The organism is Nocardioides sp. NPDC023903, assembly GCF_040639295.1.
In the GTDB taxonomy this organism is placed as follows: Bacteria; Actinomycetota; Actinomycetes; order Propionibacteriales; family Nocardioidaceae; genus Nocardioides.
Map to the genome: position 1 here is coordinate 57,470 of NZ_JBEZZS010000027.1, position 20,510 is coordinate 77,979.

Sequence of the window (20,510 nt, forward strand, 5' to 3'; positions counted from 1 at the left end):
GAACGCCTAGTTGTCATGTACGCCATCTAAGCGGCCTCCCGACTTTCGGGGAAGATTCGAAAGAGTCTTCTTCCCCTAAAGAACAGAGTCGAAAGTCCCACAGGAGGGTTGAATTCCCTGTCAACAAAGTGTATGGCAGAAAGAACCGATAAGCGCGGCACAGCATCCTCCCGGGGCGATAATGCTGGCGGATTCTGCCCAGTGTGACGCGGGATCAGGCCCCTGAACAGAGTCGTGTGCCACCTGGAGGAATGACCCCGGTCCCGTAACCGATATCCACGGCGAACGTTAAAGGCCCTGCTCAGACCGGTAACGGCGCCAACCACCGTGCGCCGAGATATCAGCAGCCTTTTCGACGGCAAAAGGCTCGACGAGAAATCCCGAAACCGAGGAGCCGTCCTCCAGCGTCACCTTTCCGATGACCATCGGAGCAGGTACGCCACCCACGAACGTCCCGAAGCCCGCGGCCGGGACGCGCCAGAGCTCGCCCTCGATCCGCACCCCGGTTTCGGGTCCACTCACCCGAACGAGTCCGGGCTTGGGCGGGACCGTCTCCAGCGCGAACAGCCGGTAGTCGGCTGAGGTCGACACCGGGCGCAGCAGCGTCGCTCCGGCCTCGACCAGCTGGTGGTTGAGCGGCTGTCCCGACAGATGCGCGCCGACCACGAAGAGATCGACACAGGGACTGAGCAGCGTGTGGCCGAGCGCGGCCAGGGTGCGGTCGCTTCCGGCCGCCCCGGTCAGCATCACGCCGAAGGGCAGCCCGCCGACCTGGCCGGCCGGGACCGCGAGCGAGGCCATGTCGAGGAGGTTCGCGAAGTTCGTGTAGCGGCCCAGGCGGGCGTTCGCGCCGACCGGATCCGCGGCCACCTCGGCCAGCGTCGGATGCCACGTCGTCGTCGGCGTCAGCAACGCCGAGCAGCCCGCGAGGGCCTCCTTCCCCGCCGCCCCGAGGCGCGCCAGGAGAGCCGCGTCGCGCGCCCAGTCGGCCGCGCTGGCCGATGCCCCGGCGAGCACGATCGCGGCGACCGTCGGGTCCAGGTCGGTCCCGATGAGGTCCCGGTTGGCTTCGAGGTGGGAGCCCACCGCGGCGTACCTCTCGGCGACGAAGGCGCCGTCGTAGAGCAGCCTGGCGGCCTCGAGCAACGGCGAAATGTCGGTCTCGACGATCTCGATCCCGGCGGCGGCCAACCGCGCGACGACGGCCCGGAAGGCGGCGGCCCACCCGGGAGCGAGCCCGTCGAGATGCTCACCGGTCGGCACCGCCACCCTCGGAGCGGGCGGCAGCCCGGCGTCCGCCGGCAACGTACGCGACAACGGATCCGACGGGTCAAGACCGGCCATCAGCTCCGCGGCGGCCCGCGCAGACCCAAGATCGCGGGCGAAGACGGTGACGCAGTCGAGCGTGTAGCAGGCGGGCACGACGCCGGTGACCGGCACCAGCCCGCGCGACGGCTTGACCCCGACGATGCCGTTGAGCGCCGCCGGCACACGGCCGGAGCCTGCGGTGTCGGTCCCCAGCGCGAGGTCGACCAGGCCGAGAGCGACCGCGACCGCCGAGCCCGAGGAGGATCCGCCCGAGATCCGGCTCGGGTCCCAGGCGTTGCGGACCGCTCCGTACGGACTGCGGGTGCCGACCAGCCCGGTCGCGAACTGGTCCAGGTTGGTCTTCCCCACGACCAGCACCCCGGCCGCCCGCAGGCGCGCGACGGCAGTGGCGTCAGCGGTCGGCGGGTAGGCGAACGACGGCGCTCCGGCGGTCGTAGGCAGGCCGCGGACGTCGATGTTGTCCTTGACTGCCAGCAGACGGCCGGCCAGCGGCAGGACCTCGCCGCCGGCCACCTTCGCGTCGATCGCGGCGGCCTCCTCGAGCAGTTCGGCACGCGTACGCAGCGAGATCCAGATCTCCGGACGATCCGATGCCTCGATGCGGTCGAGTGCCTCGGTGGCGCGCGCGACTGCGCCACCTGGAAGTGAGTGGATCAAGAGCCGAGCCCGTCGAGAGGACGCACCGCGGCGATGACCTGCCCCGGGACGATCTGCTCGCCCGGTTTCACGTAGACCTCGACCACCTCGCCGGCGACCGGAACCGGGACGCTCGCCTCCATCTTCATCGCCTCGACGACCATCAGCGGGGCGTCCTGGGCCAACTGCGCGCCGCTGCTCGCGACGACCTTCCAGACGGTCGAGGTGAACGGCGCGGTCACCTGCACGCACCCCTCCGGCACCTCGACCTCCGACGGTTCGCCCCGCGCGTCGATGCGGTCGCAGATGTCGAACTCCCCCGCGGCCTTCCAGCGCTCGCGCTCCTCCTCGAAGGCGGCGGACTGCTGGTCACGGAAACCTGCGATCGAGTCCGCGTTGGCGGTCAGGAAGCGGTCGTACTCCTTGATCGAGAAGGTGCCCTCCTCGGTCTCGAACTCGCCGCGCCCCGCGTCGACCTCCGCCCGCAGCTCCAGGAGCTCCTCTGCGGAGACCGGGTACCACTCGATCCGGTCGAAGAACCGCAGCGCCCACGGGTCGTCGTGGAAGAGCCCACCGACGGTGGTCGAGCGGCCCTCCACATTGCCTCGGGCTTCGCTTCGGCGATACCGGTTGAACACCTGCGTCGTCCGTCCGACGAGCTGATATCCGCCCGGCCCCTCCATCCCGTAGATGCACATGTACGCGCCGCCGATGCCGACAGAGTTCTCCGCCGTCCAGGTGCGCGCCGGGTTGTACTTCGTCGTCACCAGCCGGTGCCGCGGGTCCAGCGGTGTCGCGACCGGCGCGCCCAGATAGACGTCGCCCAGCCCGAGCACCAGGTACGTCGCGTCGAAGACGGTTCGATGGACCTCCTCGACCGAGGCGAGCCCGTTGATCCGGCGGATGAACTCGATGTTCCATGGCGCCCACGGGGCGTCGTCGCGTACGCCGGCGGTGTAGCGCTCGATCGCCTCCCGGGTCGCCGGGTCGTCCCAGGAGAGCGGCAGCCGCACCCGCCGCGAGGGCACGGTCAGCTCCGAGGTGGCCGGGAGGTCCTCCTCCAGCTCGCGCAGCAGCCCCGCGACCTGGCCGGCCCGCAGGACCGAGGAGTCGGTGTGCACCTGCAGCGACCGGATCCCTGGGGTGACGTCGATGATGCCGGCGGGCGCGTGCTCGGCCAGGGCCGACTGCAGCGCGTGAACCCGCATCCGGAGACCCAGGTCGAGCGTCATCGGCCCGTACTCGACCAGCAGGGAGTTGTCCCCGCTGCGCCGATAGGTGACCTCCGGCCGGGCCGACGTCTCGGGCAGCCTGCCCAGGACGCCGTCGTCGCCGTCGCCGCCCGCTCCGCCGACCACCGTCAAGGAAGCGCGGTGGTTGACCAGGCCGGCGGCCTTGCCCTCCCGCACCGGCACGAACCGCACCGTGTCGCCGGGGCGCAACTGCCCGATCTTCCACAGCTCGCCGCTGGCGACCACCGCCGGACAGACGAAGCCGCCCAGCGACGGCCCGTCGGGGCCGAGGATGATCGGGGTGTCGCCGGTGAAGTCGAGCGACCCCACCGTGTAGGGGGTGTCGTGGATGTTCGACGGATGCAGCCCGGCCTCGCCGCCGTCGGCACGGGCCCAGGTCGGCTTCGGCCCGATCAGGCGTACGCCGGTCCGAGCCGAGTTGTGGTGCACCCGGTAGCTCGCCGAGTAGAGCTGGTCCAGGTCCGAGCGCGTGAAGAACTCCGGGGCGCCGTGCGGGCCCTCGGTGACACCGATCTCCCAGCTGTTGGTCAGCGCCGGCCGACGCGACTCCGGGGTCGCCGCGGGTTGCGCCTGCGGGTCGACCGCGGTCCCAGGGCGGAGCACGTCACCACGCTGCAGCGTACGTCCGGCGTGCCCGCCGAAGCCGCCGAGCGTGAACGTCGAGGCGCTGCCCAGGTAGTCGGGCACGTCCAGGCCACCTCGGACCGCGATGTAGGTCCGCAGGCCCGGCCCATCGGTGCGACCCAGCGTCAACGTCGCCCCCGCGTGGAGCTCGATCGGCTCCCACTGCGGGACAGGGGCGCCGTCGACGCTGACCGGCATGGGGGCCCCGGTCACACAGACGACGGCGGGATCGGAGAAGACCAACGTCGGCCCCCCGGCCGTCGCCCGGCCTGTTGCCAGCGGCACCGTGACCTCGAGGCCCGGAGCACCCCGGTGGTTGCCGACGGCCAGGTTGGCCTCGGCGAAGGAGACGGAGTCGAACGGACCCGACGGAGGTACTCCGACCTGCCAGTAGCCCACCCGGCCGGGAAGGTCCTGGACGGTGGTGAGCACGCCCGGGTCGAGCACGTCGATCCGCGGATCGGGATCCCCGCCGCGGCCCTCCTTGGCACGCTCGGCCAGGGTCGAGGTCGAGTGCGTGGCCGAGCGGAGCTCGGCGTACGTCGTCATCGCGCGCAGCGCTGAGACGTTGGTGACGATCCCGTCGATCCGGGTGCTGGCGAGCGCGTCGCCCAGCCTGTCCAGTGCCTCGTCGCGGGTCGCGCCGGTGGCGATCACCTTGGCGAGGAGCGGGTCGTAGTGGGGCGAGACCTCGAGCCCGGTCTCGATCCAGGAGTCGACCCGGACGCCAGGAGCTTCGGTCGGGAGGACCGCTCGCGTGACCAGGCCGGACGACGGCATCGAGTCCTTGGCCGGGTCCTCGGCGTAGACACGTGCTTCGACGGCGTACGCCTTGGGTGCGGGGCACTTGCGGAACAGCTCGTCGCGCAGCGCGGTGACGCCGTCGCGAGCGAGGCGCAGCATGAGCTCGACGATGTCGATGCCCATCACCTGCTCGGTGACCGCGTGCTCCACCTGGAGGCGGGTGTTCATCTCCAGGAAGGAGATCAGCTGGCGGCCCGGGTCGTAGACGAACTCCACGGTCCCGGCCGAGCGGTAGGAGACCGACTTGGCGAGCTGGCGCGCGGAGTCGTGCAGGACGGTCCGTACGTGCTCGGGCAGAGCCGGCGCGGGCGCCTCCTCGATCACCTTCTGGTTGCGGCGCTGCAGCGAGCAGTCGCGGTCGCCGAGCACGGCGACCTGACCCTCACCGTCGCCGAAGACCTGCACCTCGACGTGGCGCGCGGGCCGCACCAGGTGCTCCAGGAAGACCCCGGCGGTGCCGAAGCTGGTCTGGGCGAGCCGGGCGACCCGCTCGAACGCGACCCGGACGTCCTCCTCCGAGCTGCACGCGGTCATCCCGATGCCGCCACCGCCGCCGGTCGCCTTGACCATCACCGGCAGCCCGATCCGGGCAGCCTCCTCGGCCGCCTCGTCCGGCCCGGAGAGCAACCCGGTGCCGGCCAGCATCGGCACCCCTGCGTTCTCCGCGAGCCGCCGGGCCGAGTGCTTCTCGCCGAAGGCGCTGATCTGATCGGGCGTCGGACCGACGAACCGAAGCCCCGCCGCCTCCACCTCACGGGCGAAGGCCGCGCTCTCGGACAGGAAGCCGTAGCCGGGATGCAGCAGCCCCGCGCCGGTGCGCAGGGCTGCTGCGATGATCAGGTCGCCACGGAGGTAGGAGTCCCGTGCGGGCGCGGAGCCCAGACAGACTGCCTCGTCGGCCTCCCGCACGTGTGGTGCCGCTCTGTCGGCCTCGGAGAAGACAGCGACCGTACGCATCCCGAGCTCGCGCGCGGTGCGCATCACCCGGCGGGCGATCTCCCCTCGGTTGGCGACCAGGACGGTGTCGAAGGACAGTCCGGCTTCAGAACCAGAGGTCATGCGCCGGCCTCGTAATCGACATCCGGCTCGGACACGATCATCCGCAGGGGCGTCGGGTTGAAGTCGTTGCAGGGGTTGTTCATCTGCGGGCAGTTCGAAATCAGCACGAGCGTGTCGATCTCCGCGCGCAGCGCGACCCGCTTCCCGGGCGCCGACATGCCGTCGACGATGCCGAGGGCACCGTCCTCCTCGACGGGCACGTTCATGAACCAGTTGATGTTGGAGACGATGTCGCGCATGCCGAGCCCGTGCTTGGCACCCTCGGTCAGGAAGTTCTCCCGGCAGCCGTGGTGATACATCACGTGGTGGCCGTAGCGCAGCGTGTTGGACTCGCGCGAGCAGGCGCCGCCGATGGTGTCTTGGCGGTCGATCTCGTTCTCGACGACGGTCATCAAGGCACGACCGAGGTTGCTGCGCAGCACGGTCCCCGTGCGGATGTAGGCGTTGTCCTGCCACGCGAGCGTGTCCGGAGCGCTGTAGCGCTCGTCGGTGTGGTGCGCGTTGTAGAGCAGGCAGTCACCCGACTGGTTGCCGCCGACATCGACGATCGTCAACACCTGCCCGGCACGTACGACACCCGACCACGAGGCCCGCGGAGCCACCTGCTCGTCCAGCACGACGGCACCCGGCACCAGCGGGTCACCCCACTCCAGGTGAGTGTCGTCGTCGGCGTACGACGCACCGACCGGGACGCTGGAGACCAGCTGCCCGTCAGGCGTCAGATAGGTGGTCACAGGGACGGGAATGGTCGTCACAGGCCTCATCACCGGGTTGTCGATCGTGGTAGTCACAGGCCCCGAGCCTCCGCATAGTCGAGTGTGTTCAGATACGCCCGCCGGACCTCGGGAGAGACGTCGAAACGCTCATCTGCCGGGGTGGTGGGGGTTGATTCCGGCGTACGCCAGGCGTGCACGCGCAGCGGCCCGACGACGTACTCCGGACGGGGGTCGCGCGGGTGCGGGACGTTGGCGATCAGCACGATCAGGGGCAGCTCGGCCACGAGCTCCACCGACGTCCCGGCACCGGACGAGCCGACCCAGTCGAAGCTCCCGTCCGAGGCGACCCGGACTCCTTGGAAGAACGAGACCGACGGAGGTACGTCGGCAGGTTCGAGCCCGTGCTTGGCGGCCGCCTTCACGAAGAGGTCACGGCCGGCCGGTGCGGGTCCCTCGGGCAGCGCGGTGCCGTAGCGCAGCGCGTTCCAGGCGGCGGTGCTCGTGCCGCAGAACGCGTCGTGCCGGCCCGAGGTGTCGGCGAGGATCGTGGCGAGCACCCGGCCGTCACCGGACAGCAGCGGGTGGCCGGCACCGAGGTAGGCCTGCCACGGGATCTTCTGGGTGTCGGCGACGTTGAGCCGCTCGGTCGGCTCGAGCGCGTTGTAGACGAGGGTGTGGGCGCAGGCCTCACCGGTCGGGTCCTCGAGCCGGAACCGCGTGCCGCGGGCGAGGACCTTGTGGGTGTAGCTCCCTGGTGCGACCGTCTCGGCCCACGTCAGGGTGTCCGGGTCGACGTCGTCCGGACAGAACGGGCTCGACGAAGCCGGTAGGTACGGCATCCAGTCGCTGACCTGCCCCCCTTGCGCGCGAGCATCTGCCCGTGCGTTCAGCACCGTGTCCGTGCTGTGGTCTGCAGCTAGCGCCACCCGGGTCCTCCTTGAAGCATGATTAACCTGTCGACTGACAGGTAAGCATGTAGGTCAAGGGCGTCGGGGGCAAACCAAGACTGTTGGAAACCTGAGTCCGAAATGTGGGGTCGGAGTCGGAGAAATTCTTCCCTGTCGGTCGATCGATTCTTACCGTTTTCGGTCGGAACTCGCTAGGGGGGAAGGACCATTTGCTGCCGATTTCCCGCGTGCGGTGCCGCCTGATGGAGCGATCTACCCAGAGACAGGGCCAGCCAGACAGACGAATAACCTGTCAAAAGACAGGTAACAGGTTTGGTGTGATATCGGACACCGTTCCGATGGCGATCCGGCACCGTGCCGAGGAGCGGACCGAATGCTCCGCGGATCCCTGATTCGGCTGACATCGATCCTCAGAAGTGGGACCCTGACCCACGCTGGACAGTCGTCAAGAGACCCGACGCATCGGCCGCCCGCCTCGACCGAAGATCAGCGGGACGATCTCTTCGAACCCCAGGGCACCACATTGCCGGAGACGAACGTCCGCGATTCGGACCCTTCGCGTGGCACCGGGATCCCGATCATGCCAACGAGCTCGCCGAGGTCGCTGATCGTCGGCCCGTTCCACTCGGGGTCGAGGTCCGAGGCGACATCATCTCGACAAGCTCGATACACCGCCTCGCCGGCCTCTTCGAGCGCCCTGGCCCGGAACCGTACGGCCCTCATCCCGACCGCCTCGGCCCCGCTGAGCTCGTGATCAGCGCCGTCACCGACGTAGACGCACTCGCCGGTCCGCACTTCCAGGGCCGCCGCGGCGACGAGGTAGGCGCCCGAGTCCGGCTTGCGTACGCCGGTCTGACAGGAGAACGAGACGGCGTCGAGGTGGTCCGCGAGCGGGCTCTGCGGCCAGATCGCGACCGTCTCCGCCCCGCAGTTGGCGACGACGCCGAGCTTGAACCCTCGTTTGCGCAGCGACTTGAGCGCAGGCAGCGCCCAGGTCGCGGCGTGCAGGGAGAGCGAGTAGTTGAGTCTCCGCGTGATCGCGCTCTCCACCTGGGACTCGGTCGGCGATCCGCCGACCCGTCGCGCCAGGTAGCGCACGGTGTGGTGCACATCGGCCATCAGACCGCGTACGCGTTCGTCGAAGGTGTCCGCGACCGCGGCCGCGAACGCATCGGGGTCGACGCCGAGATCCGCGCCCATCCCCCTGGCCACCGCGTTGTGCTCGGCGGGATGGCCGCTCGGGACGAGCGTGTCGTGCAGGTCGAAGAGGACCGCGCGCACCTCGGCCTCGTCCATGAAGTCAGCCTAACCAGGATCGAATCTCGGATGACGGAATTCGGCGAACCGGCCGCGACCGCCCGAGTGGGACGGCGTCAGGTCCGTCGCCTAGACTGAAGCCGCGAAGGGGAGTAGTCCTCAACAGTCGCGTCGACACACTGGCCTCAGGGCCCGGCGCGATCGGCCACTCAGTGGCGGACGAGACCTTCGACCAAGCATCCGTATCTACATGACGGTGCTGGTCGAAGGACGATCAACCCCTCATGGGATTCCTCCGGCCGGTGCCGGAGAGGAACCCCCCGTGTACGCCTTCCTGCTCTCGACCGCGGTCATCTTCGTCGCCGAGCTCGGCGACAAGAGCCAGCTCATGGCGATGACCTTCGCCACCCGATACCGGGCTCGAGACGTGATCATCGGGATCACCGCCGCGACCGCGATCGTCCACCTGGCCTCGGTCGCCATCGGCGCCCTCATCGGAGACGCCTTCGCCGAGCACCAGCACTACATCACCATCGTCGCGGGCATCGCCTTCCTGTTCTTCGCCGGATGGACGCTGCGAGGCGACGAGCTGACCGAGGACGAGGCCAAGAAGGCTCGCAACAGCCGCGGCATGGCGATCATCGCCGTCGGCATCGCGTTCTTCCTGGCCGAGCTCGGCGACAAGACGATGCTCGCGACGATCACCCTGGCCACTCAGGAGGGCTGGCTCGGCACCTGGATCGGCTCCACGGTCGGGATGGTGGCCGCCGACGCGCTCGCCATCGGCGTCGGCGCGCTCCTGGGCCGCAAGCTCCCCGAGAACGTGATCAAGTACGGCGCCGCCGCGCTGTTCGCGATCTTCGGGATCATTCTCGTCATCGATGGCGCCCTACAGATGTGATCAGTCAGCTCTGAGCCGTCACTGCTGGTCGAGCGACTCGACCCGGCGGTTCAGGTAGCGCTGCTCCGGCACGCTCTGGGTCAGCCGGGCCGCCAGCACGTAGTGCTCCCGAGCCGTCGCGACGTCGCCGGACTGCTCGAGCAGGTGCGCAAGCACGGCATGGGCGCGGTGGTGCCGCTGCATCGCCGGGTGCTCCAGCAGGTCGCGTACGATCTCGATCCCGTGCTCTGGGCCGAGACTCATCGCCACGGCGACGGCCCGGTTGAGCGTGACCGCCGGCGAGGGCGCGACCTGCGCGAGCATCCCGTAGAGCAGGTTGATCTGGAGCCAGTCGGTGGCCTCGTACGACTCCGCCTCGGCATGGACCGCGGCGATCGCCGCCTGCAGCTGGTAGCGACCCACCGGACCCTCGGGGAGTACGTCCTCCAGCAGCGCCACACCTTCGCGGATCAGCTCCTGGTCCCACTGCGAGCGGTCCTGGTCCTTGAGCGGGATCAGGTCGCCGAGGTGGTCGACGCGACCGCACGAGCGGGCCTGGGTCAGCAGCATGAGCGCGAGCAGGCCGGTGGCCTCGTCGTGCTCCGGGAGTACGTCGCGCACGATCCGGGTCAGCCGGATCGCCTCATCGGTGAGCTCGATGCCCTGCAGCTCCGGGCCGCTGGTGCGGGTGTGGCCCTCGTTGAAGATCAGGTGGCAGACGTCGAGCACGCAGGCGATGCGCTCGGGCAGCTCGTCGGGGGCCGGCGAGCAGAACTCCTCGTCCTTCAGCGTGGCCCGCGCCCGGCTGAGCCGCTGCCCCATGGTCGCCTCCGGAACCAGGTACGCGGCCGCGATCTCCGACGTCGTCAGACCGCCCACGCACCGCAGCGTGATCGCCACCTGGGAGGGGCGGCGCAACGCGGGATGGGCGCACATCATCATCAGCCGCAGCGAGTCGTCGTAGGCCGAGCCGATCTCCACGGCCGCCGGTTCCGGGTCGTCGAGTCGCCTGGCGATCCCGTCGGCGACCTCGCGCCGGGTCCGGGCCGAGTCCGCGCGCAGCTGGTCGATCAGGCGCCGATGAGCCACCCGGATCAGCCACGCCCGCGGGTCGGCCGGCAGTCCGTCGCACGGCCACTTCTGGCTGGCGGCGATCAGCGCCTCCTGCGCGGCGTCCTCGCAGTCGGGGAGGTCCGGATGGACCCGCAGCAGGGCGCCGAGGACGTGGGCGGACTCCTGCCGCCACACATCCTCGACTCCCGTGACCGTCATGTCAGTAGGTTGCCACCGGCCGCAGCTCGACCGTCTCACCGGGGCCGCTGAAGCTGCGTACGACCTCTTCGGCTCGCTCCTGGGACTCGACGTCGATCAGGAAGAAGCCGGCCAGATGCTCCTTCGCCTCGGAGTAGGGACCGTCGGTGGAGATCGGCTCGCCGGCCTCCCAGCGGTAGAGCTTGGCGGAGGCTGGATCCGCGAGCGCCTGCCCGCCGAGGAGCTCGCCGTTGGCCGAGAGCTCCTCCAGGATCCCCTCGAAGGCGGCGTTGAGCTTCTCCCTGGCCCCCTGCGGCAGCGACTGGAACTCGGGGATGAAGTCACCCGTCGGGTGGCCCCACGGCTGCGGGTTGGAGTGGATCAGGATGACGTACTTCATGGCTCTTCCCTTTCGTCGGCGCCTTCCGTAGGCGTGCTTACGGGGGATACGTCGGAGCCGAGTGGCGTAGTTCTACATCGTTCCAGAAGGCAGCTGCCGATGCGCGCGATACGAACGAGGCTTCCGTGCCGCGGAGCGGGCTCCTGGCGGAACACCCTGCAGCGGCCGCCGCCGATGTGGAAGGGTGACCGGTTGTGAATCCGGGAACGTTCGAGGCCATCGACGAACGTCTTGTCTCCACTCTCGACGACCTGCTCGACCAGCCGTCGCTGGAGCCCGGGATCGTCGTCAACGCTCTCTTCAACCGGCTGGTGACCGCGGTGCTGAGCGTGCCTGAGCCGGAGGCCGAGTCGGTGCTGGCCGCACTGCCGCCCTCACGTTCGCCCGCCCTCTTCCGATCGGTCGCGTCCGCCGGCGAGCACGCGCTCGAGCGGGTCTGGGCCGACCGGATCGCGCACTCCTCCGATCCCGCCGCGGCGTTCGCCCGCTTCCCCTACCGCGAGAACTACCGGCTCCTCGTCGAGATGGAGCTGGAGGCCGTACGCCGCCAGGGCACCGTCCCCCGGCACGTCCTGCTCCTCGGCTCCGGACCGCTTCCGCTGACCGCGCTCTGTCTGGCCGACCAGGGCATCGCGGTGCACTGCGTCGACCACGACGCCGAGGCGATCCGGCTCTCCTCCGCCGCGTTCGGCCGCCTGGGTGCCGCCGGCGTGACGTTCGAGCACGCCGAAGCGGCCGCTGCCACGCCACCGCACCCCACGGACCTCGTGCTCCTCGCCGGCCTGGTCGGATCCGACGATGCCGCCAAGGCCGCGGTGCTCGACAAGGCAGTCACCGCGCTCGCCCCGGGCGGGCTCGTCCTGGCGCGGAGCGCCCGGGGGCTGCGTACGCTGCTCTACCCGCAGGTCGGACCGCAGGCTCTTGCCGGCCTGAACGTGGTGGCCGAGGCGAACCCTGAGATCGACGCCCCTGGCACCGACGTGATCAACAGCGCGATCCTCGCCCGCGCGAACTAGAGCGCGGGGTCGAGGACCTCGGCCTTGAGCTGTGCCGCCCGCTCGATCCGCTCGGCACCGGTCTCACCGAGATTCCACGTCGGCAGGATGAACTCGTCGAACCCGGCCTCGACATAGCGGCCGATCAGGTCCTGCAGCTCACCGGCCGAGCCGGTCTGCGTCCGGGCGAAGCCCGGGTTCGCACCGTCGAGGTCGAGCATGAGGTTGGTGGTCGTCTTGATCGTCCCGGGGTCGCGGCCCACCTGCTCGCACGCCTCCAGGAGCTTGGCCCGCACCGCGCCGGCGCTCTCGGGCGTGCCCCAGGTGTTCCACTCGTCGGCGAACCGGGCGACGACCCGCAGCATCCGCGGGCCCTTGGCGCCGACCAGGATCGGCAGCGGCGAGGACACCGGCTTCGGCTCGCACGGAGCGTCGGTGAGCTGGAAGTGGGTCCCCTCGAAGGTCGTACGCGGCTTGTCGAGCAGCGACCGGGTGACCTCGATCGCCTCCTCGAAGCGGTCGACCAGCACCTTCGCGCTCGGCAGGTCGATGCCGTACGCCTTGTGCTCGTTGATCTGCCAGCCCGCACCCATGCCGAGGACGAACCGCCCGCCGGCGATGTGGTCGATCGTCGCGGACCGGTTCGCGAGCAGCGCCGGGTGATGGATCGTCGTCGGGGAGACGAGCGGCCCGATGCGTACGTTCTCGGTGATCGCAGCCAGCGCCGGCAGGACCCCCCAGACCTCGTGCATCGGCCCGTCGTCGATGTCCTCGGAGCCGGTGTTGGGCATGTAGTGGTCGGCGAACCAGACGCCGTACCAACCGGCCTGGTCAGCCGCCTGCGCCTCGGCAAGGATGTCGGCAGTGGGAACGGCGGGACTGGGCCACAGCGAGATCTTCACGACCCCAACCTACCCACCCGCAGAACACGGTTCCGAAAATATTCTTGGCAGCGTTGTCGATCCCGCGTAGACCTCGTTCGACCAAGGGGTGAACGGGCCGGCAAGACGGCCCGACCGACACAGGAGAAACCGAGATGCCGAAGTACATGCTGATCTGGCGCACCATCGACGAGGACAAGCAGAACGCCGCGATGTCCGCCATCCCGTTCGAGCAGATGCTCGAGAAGATGGGTCAGCTCAACGACGAGCTCATCAAGTCGGGCGTGCTGCTCGCGATGGAGGGGCTGGACCCGGAGGAGCACACCGTCGTCACCTACGCCGACGCCGAGGAGCCGGTGGTCACCGACGGTCCCTACGGCGAGACCAAGGAGCTCTTCGGGGGCTTCTACCTGATCTCGGTCGGCTCCAAGGAGGAGGCGGTCGAGTGGGCCAAGCGGATCGGCGGCTTCCCCGGGTCGGCCGTCGAGATCCGCCGGGTGCCGACGATCGACGAGTTTCCGCAGGACAACCCGTGGATCCAGAAGGAGCTCGACTGGCGGACCAAGAACGGGCAGCTCTGACCGTCGAGACAGCCCGAGGAGACACCGATGAGTGACGCGACGCGCGCCGTCGAGGCGATCTGGCGTATCGAGTCCGCCCGCATCGTCGGCGCGCTCGCGCGCTACACCGGAGACTTCGCCCTCTCCGAGGACGCGGCGCAGGAGGCCCTCGCGGAGGCGCTGATCTCCTGGCCCGAGAACGGCCAGCCGGCCAACCCGGTCGGCTGGCTGATGACCACCGCCAAGCGGCGGGCGATCGACACGATCCGCCGCGCCGGGGTCCAGCGCGAGAAGTACGAGGCGATCGCCCACGACCAGGACGAGGCGTACGCCGACGACCTGGACGTCGAGCGGATCGATGACGACGTCCTCGCGCTGATGTTCGTCTCCTGCCACCCGGTGCTGTCCAAGGAGGCCCGGGTGGCGCTCACGCTCAGGGTCGTCGGCGGCCTCAGCAGCGAGGAGATCGCCCGGGCATTCCTGGTGCCGGTGCCGACGATCCAGGCCCGGATCACCCGCGCCAAGAAGACGATCGCGGCCGCGAAGGTGCCCTTCGAGGTGCCGTCGCCCGACGAGCGCCGGCAGCGTCTGGCCGGCGTGCTCAACGTCCTCTACCTGATCTTCACCGAGGGCTCCACCGCCACATCTGGCGAGGACCTGATCCGCACCGACCTCGCCCGCGAGGCACGCAGACTGACCCGGGTGCTGATCGGCGTACTGCCCGACGAGCCGGAGGCGTACGGACTGCTCGCGCTCATGGAGCTGACCGCCTCCCGCTTCCCGGCGCGCACCGATGCTGCTGGCGACCCGGTCCTCCTCGAGGACCAGGACCGCACCAGATGGGACCAAGGTGCCGTACGCCGCGGCCTGGCCGCCCTCGAGCAGGCGACCCCACGGGGCCTCGGTCCCTATGGGCTCCAGGCCGCGATCGCCGCCACCCACGCGGTCGCCGACTCGGTCGAAACCACCGACTGGGAGCGGATCATCGTCCTCTATGAAGCCCTCGGCCGGATCGCGCCCAACCCGATCGTCGACCTCAACCGTGCCGTGGCGGTCGCGATGGCCCACGGACCGCTGCGAGCCCTGGAGATCGTCGACAAGATCGCCGAGGACAAGCGGCTCGACCACACCCATCTCCTCCCGACCGTACGCGGAGAACTCCTGCGCCGGCTGGGCCGAAGCGTCGAGGCACGCAAGGAGCTGGAGCGGGCGGCAGGGATGTGCACGAACGATCGGGAACGTGCCGTCCTTCAGCAAAAGATCGCGAATCTTACCTAAAACGGGGTATACCTGTCCCCCATGTCACACGCAGCGAGGACAGAGACAGCCGAAACCCCGCGCTGGCGGATCCTGGGGCCCGGCCTCGTGGTGGCCGCCACCGGTGTCGGCGCCGCCGACCTGGTCGCCACCCTGATCGCAGGTAGCAAGTACGGCTATGCCCTGCTGTGGGCCGTCGTCGTCGGATGTGTCCTGAAGGTGGTCCTGGTCGAGGGCGCCGGGCGCTACAGCCTGGCCACCGGCGAGACGATCTTCCAGGGCTGGCGCCGTCTGGGCATCTGGACGACGATCTACTTCGGCCCCTACATCGTGATCTGGGGCTTCGTCTACGGGGCCGCGGCGATGGCCGGCACCGGCCTGGCCCTGACCGCGCTGTTCTCGTTCGCGTCGGTGAAGGTCTGGGGCATCGTCTCCGGCCTGATCGGTCTCGCCATCGTGTGGGCCGGCCGCTACGGCCTCTTCGAGAAGTTCCTCGCGGTCCTGGTCGGCATCATGTTCGTCACCATGGTCGCCGCCGCGATCATCACGCTGCCCAACATCCCCGAGCTCCTCAAGGGCCTGGCTCCGACCATCCCGGAAGGCGCCCTGGTCAACGTGCTCTCCGTCGCCGGCGGCGTCGGCGGCACCATCACCCTGGCCGCCTACGGCTACTGGCTGCGGGAGAAGGGCTGGAGCACCCCGCAGTTCATGCGCGTGATGCGGATCGACAACACCACGGCGTACGTCGTGACCGGCATCTTCGTGGTCGCGACCCTCATCGTGGGTGCCGAGCTGCTCTACTCGGCCAAGATCGCCGTCGGCACCGGCGACCAGGGCATGCTCGACCTGTCCAACGTGCTCGCGGACCGCTACGGCGACTGGTTCGGCAAGCTCTTCCTGGTCGGCTTCTGGGCCGCGGCGATGTCGTCCCTCGTCGGCGTCTGGAACGGCGTCAGCCTGATGTTCGCCGACTTCGTCGGCACCCTGCGTGGCCGCGCCGACGAGCCCGAGGCCAAGAGCGGCGGCATCTGGTACCGCTCCTACATCCTCTGGCTCACCTTCCCGCCGATGATCTGGCTCCTGCTCGCCGACGAGCCCACCTGGCTGATCCTCATCTACGGAGTCCTGGGCGCCTTCTTCATGCCGTTCCTGGCCGTCACCCTGCTCTGGCTCCTCAACACCAGCCACACCCCCGCGGAGTGGCGCAACAAGTGGGTCTCCAACATCGGCCTCATCATCTGCGCCCTCCTCTTCGCGTGGCTCGCCTTCGACCAGATCCGCACCTCCATCGAGGACCTGCTCTAGGGCAACACCCAGCGACACCCGAACGAGGAGGCGGCGAGCGACGGGCTCGCCGCCTCTTTCGTCATCTGGAGACGTACGCACCGACGAGCGGTTATCTTCACCCGGTGCGCTCCATTCACGTCGCGACGTCCGTCGTCGCGATCTTCCTTTTCGCGTCCTGCGGCGCCCCCACCGACACTTCCGCCAAGGCCAGCGAGACGCCGAGCCCGAGCACCACGGCGGCCGAGACACCGACTCCCAGCCCAACACCGACCCCGTCGCCGGAGGACACGCTCAAGACCTTCGACACCGAGTACTTCACGATCACCTTTCCGGACATCGAACCCGAGAAGGAGGTCGAGAAGCACGACAACATGACTGCGACCACCTACGCGATCGACCTGGACTCAGGAGACCGGCTGGGGATCACTGTGCTCGATCTCAATCCGGGCATCCCCTTCGATCTCGCCCGGGGTCTGAACGGCGGCGCCAAAGCCCTGGGCGGGCAGGTCGCAGCGAGCAGAACCGCCACTGTGGACGGCTGGCCAGCCATCCGTGGACGCTTCCCGATCAAGCACGAAACCAATACGGGCACCGGATGGGCTGCTGTCATCGACAAGAACCAGGACGTCGTGTTCGCTTTGGGGTACGAAGGATGGAGCATGCCTGACGCGAAGGTGGCACCGGAGCTCTACGAACGCGCCCTGGCCAGCCTCAAAATCAAGTAGCTAGGCCTGCGCTTTGCCGATCCGCCAGTAGCCGACGAAGGTGATCCGTGACTTGGGCACCCCGAGCGACACCAGGTGGCGCCGTCCCTCGGCCGGGATCGTCCGCTCACCGACGAGGTAGGCCGAGAGAGTGGCCGGCTCCTCGGTGTTGAACGCCTTCACCTCGGCGATCGCCAACGCCCCGGGCTGCTCGGCGGCGTCGCCTCGAGGCAGCCACCGCACCGCGACGCCCTCGGGCCCGGAGACGTCCTGGACGTCCGCCATGTCCGGGATCTCGATGATCGCCAGGCCTCGCGCATCGCGGGGCATGTCTCGGAGGATCCCGACGATCGCCGGGAGCGCCGACTCGTCCCCGACGAGCAGGTGGAACGAAGCGTCCGGAGCGAAGTCGAAGCCCGTGCCCTGATCCATGAGCACGACCCGCTCCCCGGGCTGTGCGGTACGCGCCCACGGGCCCGCGATCCCGAGATCGCCGTGCACCACGAAGTCGACGTCGATCTCGCCGAGGTCGGGGCGGTGTTCGCGCACGGTGTAGTTGCGCAGCGGCGGCCGGTCGCCATGCCTGAGGTACTTCAGGTAGTCGATCGTCCCGAGCTTCTCGGGCACCGCATCGAAGTTGGTGGCCTCTCCGTTCGGTCGCGGCAGGAAGAGCCGGAACCATTGGTCGAAGCCGCGCTGCGGGAAGCGCCGCAGATCCTCGCCTCCCAAGGTGAGCCGCACCATGTGCGGCGTGACCTGCTTGTTGTGCAGCACCTCGGCCGCGTACACGCCCTTCAGCCTGCGGCCGTCGTCGAATCCCATGCCAGCTCCATTTCCCTTTAAGTAAGGCTTACCTTACCTATACTCGCAAGCGCGCGTCAGTGCTTGGATGTGCCCATGGCGACTCTCTCCGAGCTCTTCCGGGACCACTTCGGCCATGAGGAGCACCTCTACGGCTGGCTGCTCAACCGATTCGCGGACGACCTCGATGCGGGTGGTCCCGTGGCCGAGATCTGCCGGGATCACCTCGACGCCTCCCGTGCCGATGCCGTGCAGCTGCGCCTCCTGGCGGCGCTGCACCGCATCGTCCTTCGTGGCGACGCTCCCGAGCTCGAGCGCTTCTATCCCAACCTCGGAGGCAACGACGCGTACGTCACCGCCTGGCCCCTGTTCGAGAAAGTGATCACCGCTCACGTCGACGAGCTCCGCGCAGGTCTGGAGGTGGCGCCCCAGACCAACGAGGTCGGCCGCTCCGCCTGCCTCCTCATCGGCATCTTCGAGGCCGTACGCCGCACCGGCCTGCACCGCGTCCGGCTGCTCGAGCCGGGCGCGTCGGCCGGGCTCAACCTGCTCGTCGACCGCTACCACTTCCATGGCGAGGACTGGGCGTACGGGCCCACGGACAGTCCGCTGACGATCGACACCCAGAGCGCCGGGGTGCGTCCGGTTCCGTTCGAGGTCGTCGCACGCCGTGGCTGCGACCTCGCCCCCGTCGATGTCTCCACTGCAGCCGGCCGCGAGTACCTGACCTCGTTCGTATGGCCGCATCAGGTCGATCGTCACGCCCGCCTCGCCGGTGCTCTGCAGGCCGCGGCCGGCGACCCGCCCACCGTCGACGTCGGTTCGGCCGACACCTGGCTGAAGGAACAGCTCACCGAGCCGACCGACGGGGACGTGCTCACGGTGGTCTGGCAGTCGATCACCGAGCAGTACTGGCCCGTCGAGGTACGCACCGGAGTACGCGCTGCCGTCGCCGAGGCCCGCGGTCGTCTGCCGATCGCCCACGTCAGCATGGAAGGCGTCCCACCGGCGCAGACGGCCTCGGGCTGGGACATCAGAACCGACGGTCCCGCGCTCAGCCTCGACGGAGACCTGCTCGCCCGCTCGAGCCACCACGGCCCACCTCTGATCCTCGCGTAGCCGCGCAAGACCAAAGTCGGTTGACGCGTTTCCCGTCCAGGTAAAGGCTGTTCGGCATGCCCGCCGACGAGCTTTCCGGCTGGAGGCGCAACGCAGCGATCTTCCTCGCCGGCCAAACGGTCTCCCTGCTCGGCTCGATGCTGGTGATGTACGCCGTGATGTGGCACCTCACCATCGAGACCCGCTCCGGGTCCGTGCTGATGCTGAGCCTCGTGTTCGGGATGCTCCCGCAGGCGTTCATGTCCATCTTCGGCGGCGTCTGGGCCGACCGGCATCACCGCAAGTTTCTGATCATGGGCTCCGACGCCACGATCGCGGTCGCCACCCTGATCCTGGCCGGCCTGATGGTCAGCGGGATCGACGACCTCTGGATCATCTATCTGGCCCTGGCGATCCGCTCGGTCTTCGCCGGCATCCAGATGCCTGCGGTCACCGCGATGATCCCGCAGATCGCGCCGGAGTCCCAGCTGCTCCGGATCAACGGAGCCTTCCAGACCATCCAGTCCGCGATGACGCTCCTCGCCCCGGCCCTCGCCGCGGTCATCTACGCCAGCATGGACATCGTCGCGGTCTTCTTCATCGACGCGATCACGGCCCTGATCGGCGTCGGCCTGCTCGCTCTCGTCCCGGTCGCCCGTCTCGTACGCCCCGACCGGGGAAAGGTCTCCTACTTCGGCGACCTCCGCGCCGGCCTGAAGTACGTCTCCGCCCACGCGCACGTGCGTTGGATCCTCGTTCTGTTCACGCTGGTCATGGTGATGGTCGGAGCCCCCTCCTACCTGACCCCGCTCATGGTCACACGCACCTTCGGCGACGAGGTCTGGAAGCTCACCGCGAACGAGCTGTTCTGGGGCTTCGGCATGCTGGCCGGCGGCGCCGCCATGGCCGCGTTCGGGCCCAAGATCGTCCACCGCATGCGGTTGATGGTCGGATCTGTCGTCCTCATCGGACTGTTCGTCGTCGGCCTCGGCGTCTCCACGAACATGTGGGTCTTCTTCGTATTCGGCCTGCTGATCGGGGTGGCCTTCTCGGCCCTGAGCGCCCCCGCGTTCACGATCCTCCAGGAGCGCGTCGAACCCGAGATGCAGGGGCGCGTCTTCGGCATCGTCGGGATCGTCATGTCCGTTGCCATGCCACTCTCCATGGTGGTCTTCGGCCCGCTCGCAGATCAGTTCTCGGTCGAGTCACTGCTCGTTCTTGCCGGCGTGCTGCTCTTCCTCATGGTCGCCGGCATCCTCGCCATCCCTGGCGCTCGCCGGTCACTGGCTGAGGTCGACGTCCCGAATGAAGAGCCCATCGATCCTGCTGCCTCGGTCACGCCGGACGAGGAAGCGTCACAGGGCACCTAGTGCGATGTATCGAGCTTGTCGAGATGACAGTTGCCCGGCGCCTCGAGGGCACCGGGCAACTGGAGAAGCTCTGGATCAGCGGCTGGTGACCAGCTTGATGGCCACGCCGAGACCCGCGGCAATGACGGCGGCGATGAGCAGCTTCTTGACCATGGGAACTCCTTGTTCGAGTGTTGTTGGTACGGACTGCAACTATGACATTGGACCTCGCATGGCTGCCGACGTCAACCGGGCGTGGCGCGAAGAGGTCCCCATAATCGTCTCGACAGGCTCGATACACCGCGTCGAAAACGTGCACAAATGGCAGCAGGGCCACCTCCGAAGAGGTGGCCCTGCGCAAAGATATGTCCGGCGGCGTCCTACTCTCCCACAGCCTCTCGGTTGCAGTACCATCGGCGCTGAAGGGCTTGACTTCCGGGTTCGGGATGGGACCGGGTATT

At 68.8% G+C, this 20,510-nt stretch carries 17 protein-coding genes and 1 rRNA gene; 8 read left to right on the forward strand and 10 right to left on the reverse strand.

The window, feature by feature from the left end; all coding sequences use genetic code 11:
• Window positions 1–288 precede the first annotated feature (288 nt).
• From AB0F44_RS22855 to AB0F44_RS22875, 5 genes are all read right to left on the reverse strand, one after another.
• On the reverse strand, window positions 289–1,986 hold the full coding sequence (locus AB0F44_RS22855; protein ID WP_357358961.1) for an allophanate hydrolase: 1,698 nt from the start codon (window positions 1,984–1,986) through the stop codon (window positions 289–291).
• Window positions 1,983–5,705, reverse strand: a complete 3,723-nt coding sequence (gene uca, locus AB0F44_RS22860) for an urea carboxylase (RefSeq protein WP_357358962.1) — start codon at window positions 5,703–5,705, stop codon at window positions 1,983–1,985. The genes AB0F44_RS22855 and uca overlap by 4 nt, the downstream gene beginning before the upstream one ends.
• Complete coding sequence (locus AB0F44_RS22865) at window positions 5,702–6,496, reverse strand: urea amidolyase associated protein UAAP2 (protein WP_357358963.1); 795 nt, start codon at window positions 6,494–6,496, stop codon at window positions 5,702–5,704. Before AB0F44_RS22865 ends, uca begins: the two co-directional genes overlap by 4 nt.
• The gene (locus tag AB0F44_RS22870; protein ID WP_357358964.1) at window positions 6,493–7,347 is read right to left on the reverse strand and encodes an urea amidolyase associated protein UAAP1; all 855 of its coding nucleotides are present in this window, start codon (window positions 7,345–7,347) and stop codon (window positions 6,493–6,495) included. Before AB0F44_RS22870 ends, AB0F44_RS22865 begins: the two co-directional genes overlap by 4 nt.
• 468 nt (window positions 7,348–7,815) lie before the next feature.
• A complete protein-coding gene (locus AB0F44_RS22875; protein WP_357358965.1) occupies window positions 7,816–8,625 on the reverse strand; it encodes an HAD family hydrolase in 810 nt (269 codons plus the stop codon).
• Window positions 8,626–8,908: 283 nt separating this feature from the next.
• Here AB0F44_RS22875 and AB0F44_RS22880 point away from each other — a divergent pair, with 283 nt between their 5' ends.
• The gene (locus tag AB0F44_RS22880) at window positions 8,909–9,487 is read left to right on the forward strand and encodes a TMEM165/GDT1 family protein (RefSeq protein ID WP_357358966.1); all 579 of its coding nucleotides are present in this window, start codon (window positions 8,909–8,911) and stop codon (window positions 9,485–9,487) included.
• Between the two features lie 18 nt (window positions 9,488–9,505).
• On the opposite strand, the gene AB0F44_RS22885 is transcribed toward AB0F44_RS22880, so the two are convergent.
• Window positions 9,506–10,738, reverse strand: a complete 1,233-nt coding sequence (locus AB0F44_RS22885; RefSeq protein WP_357358967.1) for a sigma-70 family RNA polymerase sigma factor — start codon at window positions 10,736–10,738, stop codon at window positions 9,506–9,508.
• Window position 10,739: 1 nt separating this feature from the next.
• On the reverse strand, window positions 10,740–11,117 hold the full coding sequence (locus AB0F44_RS22890) for a YciI family protein (protein ID WP_357358968.1): 378 nt from the start codon (window positions 11,115–11,117) through the stop codon (window positions 10,740–10,742).
• 194 nt (window positions 11,118–11,311) lie between these two features.
• Between AB0F44_RS22890 and AB0F44_RS22895 the strand changes: the two genes are divergently transcribed.
• Window positions 11,312–12,133 (forward strand): nicotianamine synthase family protein, encoded by an 822-nt coding sequence (locus tag AB0F44_RS22895; RefSeq protein ID WP_357358969.1) that lies wholly within the window; start codon window positions 11,312–11,314, stop codon window positions 12,131–12,133.
• Here AB0F44_RS22895 and AB0F44_RS22900 read toward each other — a convergent pair.
• Window positions 12,130–13,014, reverse strand: a complete 885-nt coding sequence (locus AB0F44_RS22900; protein ID WP_357358970.1) for an LLM class flavin-dependent oxidoreductase — start codon at window positions 13,012–13,014, stop codon at window positions 12,130–12,132. The genes AB0F44_RS22895 and AB0F44_RS22900 overlap by 4 nt on opposite strands.
• Before the next feature lie 134 nt (window positions 13,015–13,148).
• On the opposite strand from AB0F44_RS22900, the gene AB0F44_RS22905 reads away from it, so the two are divergent.
• The 4 genes from AB0F44_RS22905 (at window position 13,149) to AB0F44_RS22920 (ending at window position 16,822) form a co-directional block, all read left to right on the forward strand.
• Window positions 13,149–13,574 carry a YciI family protein gene (locus tag AB0F44_RS22905; protein ID WP_357358971.1) on the forward strand — a complete coding sequence of 142 codons (426 nt, stop codon included), beginning with the start codon at window positions 13,149–13,151 and terminating at the stop codon, window positions 13,572–13,574.
• A 27-nt stretch (window positions 13,575–13,601) separates the two neighbouring features.
• Window positions 13,602–14,831 (forward strand): RNA polymerase sigma factor, encoded by a 1,230-nt coding sequence (locus AB0F44_RS22910; RefSeq protein ID WP_357358972.1) that lies wholly within the window; start codon window positions 13,602–13,604, stop codon window positions 14,829–14,831.
• 21 nt (window positions 14,832–14,852) lie between these two features.
• Window positions 14,853–16,115, forward strand: coding sequence for an Nramp family divalent metal transporter (locus AB0F44_RS22915; RefSeq protein WP_357358973.1), 1,263 nt, complete (start codon window positions 14,853–14,855; stop codon window positions 16,113–16,115).
• A 104-nt stretch (window positions 16,116–16,219) separates the two neighbouring features.
• Window positions 16,220–16,822 carry a hypothetical protein gene (locus tag AB0F44_RS22920; RefSeq protein WP_357358974.1) on the forward strand — a complete coding sequence of 201 codons (603 nt, stop codon included), beginning with the start codon at window positions 16,220–16,222 and terminating at the stop codon, window positions 16,820–16,822.
• Here the strand turns inward: AB0F44_RS22920 and AB0F44_RS22925 are convergent, their stop codons facing one another.
• Window positions 16,823–17,623, reverse strand: a complete 801-nt coding sequence (locus AB0F44_RS22925; RefSeq protein WP_357358975.1) for a siderophore-interacting protein — start codon at window positions 17,621–17,623, stop codon at window positions 16,823–16,825. It abuts the gene before it with no gap.
• A gap of 75 nt (window positions 17,624–17,698) precedes the next feature.
• Between AB0F44_RS22925 and AB0F44_RS22930 the strand changes: the two genes are divergently transcribed.
• Together AB0F44_RS22930 and AB0F44_RS22935 are read left to right on the forward strand one after the other, a co-directional pair.
• Window positions 17,699–18,721, forward strand: a complete 1,023-nt coding sequence (locus tag AB0F44_RS22930; RefSeq protein WP_357358976.1) for a DUF2332 domain-containing protein — start codon at window positions 17,699–17,701, stop codon at window positions 18,719–18,721.
• Between the two features lie 56 nt (window positions 18,722–18,777).
• Window positions 18,778–20,070, forward strand: a complete 1,293-nt coding sequence (locus tag AB0F44_RS22935; RefSeq protein WP_357358977.1) for an MFS transporter — start codon at window positions 18,778–18,780, stop codon at window positions 20,068–20,070.
• A 346-nt stretch (window positions 20,071–20,416) separates the two neighbouring features.
• On the opposite strand, the gene rrf is transcribed toward AB0F44_RS22935, so the two are convergent.
• Window positions 20,417–20,510 (reverse strand): 5S ribosomal RNA (rrf, locus tag AB0F44_RS22940); the annotation flags it as partial.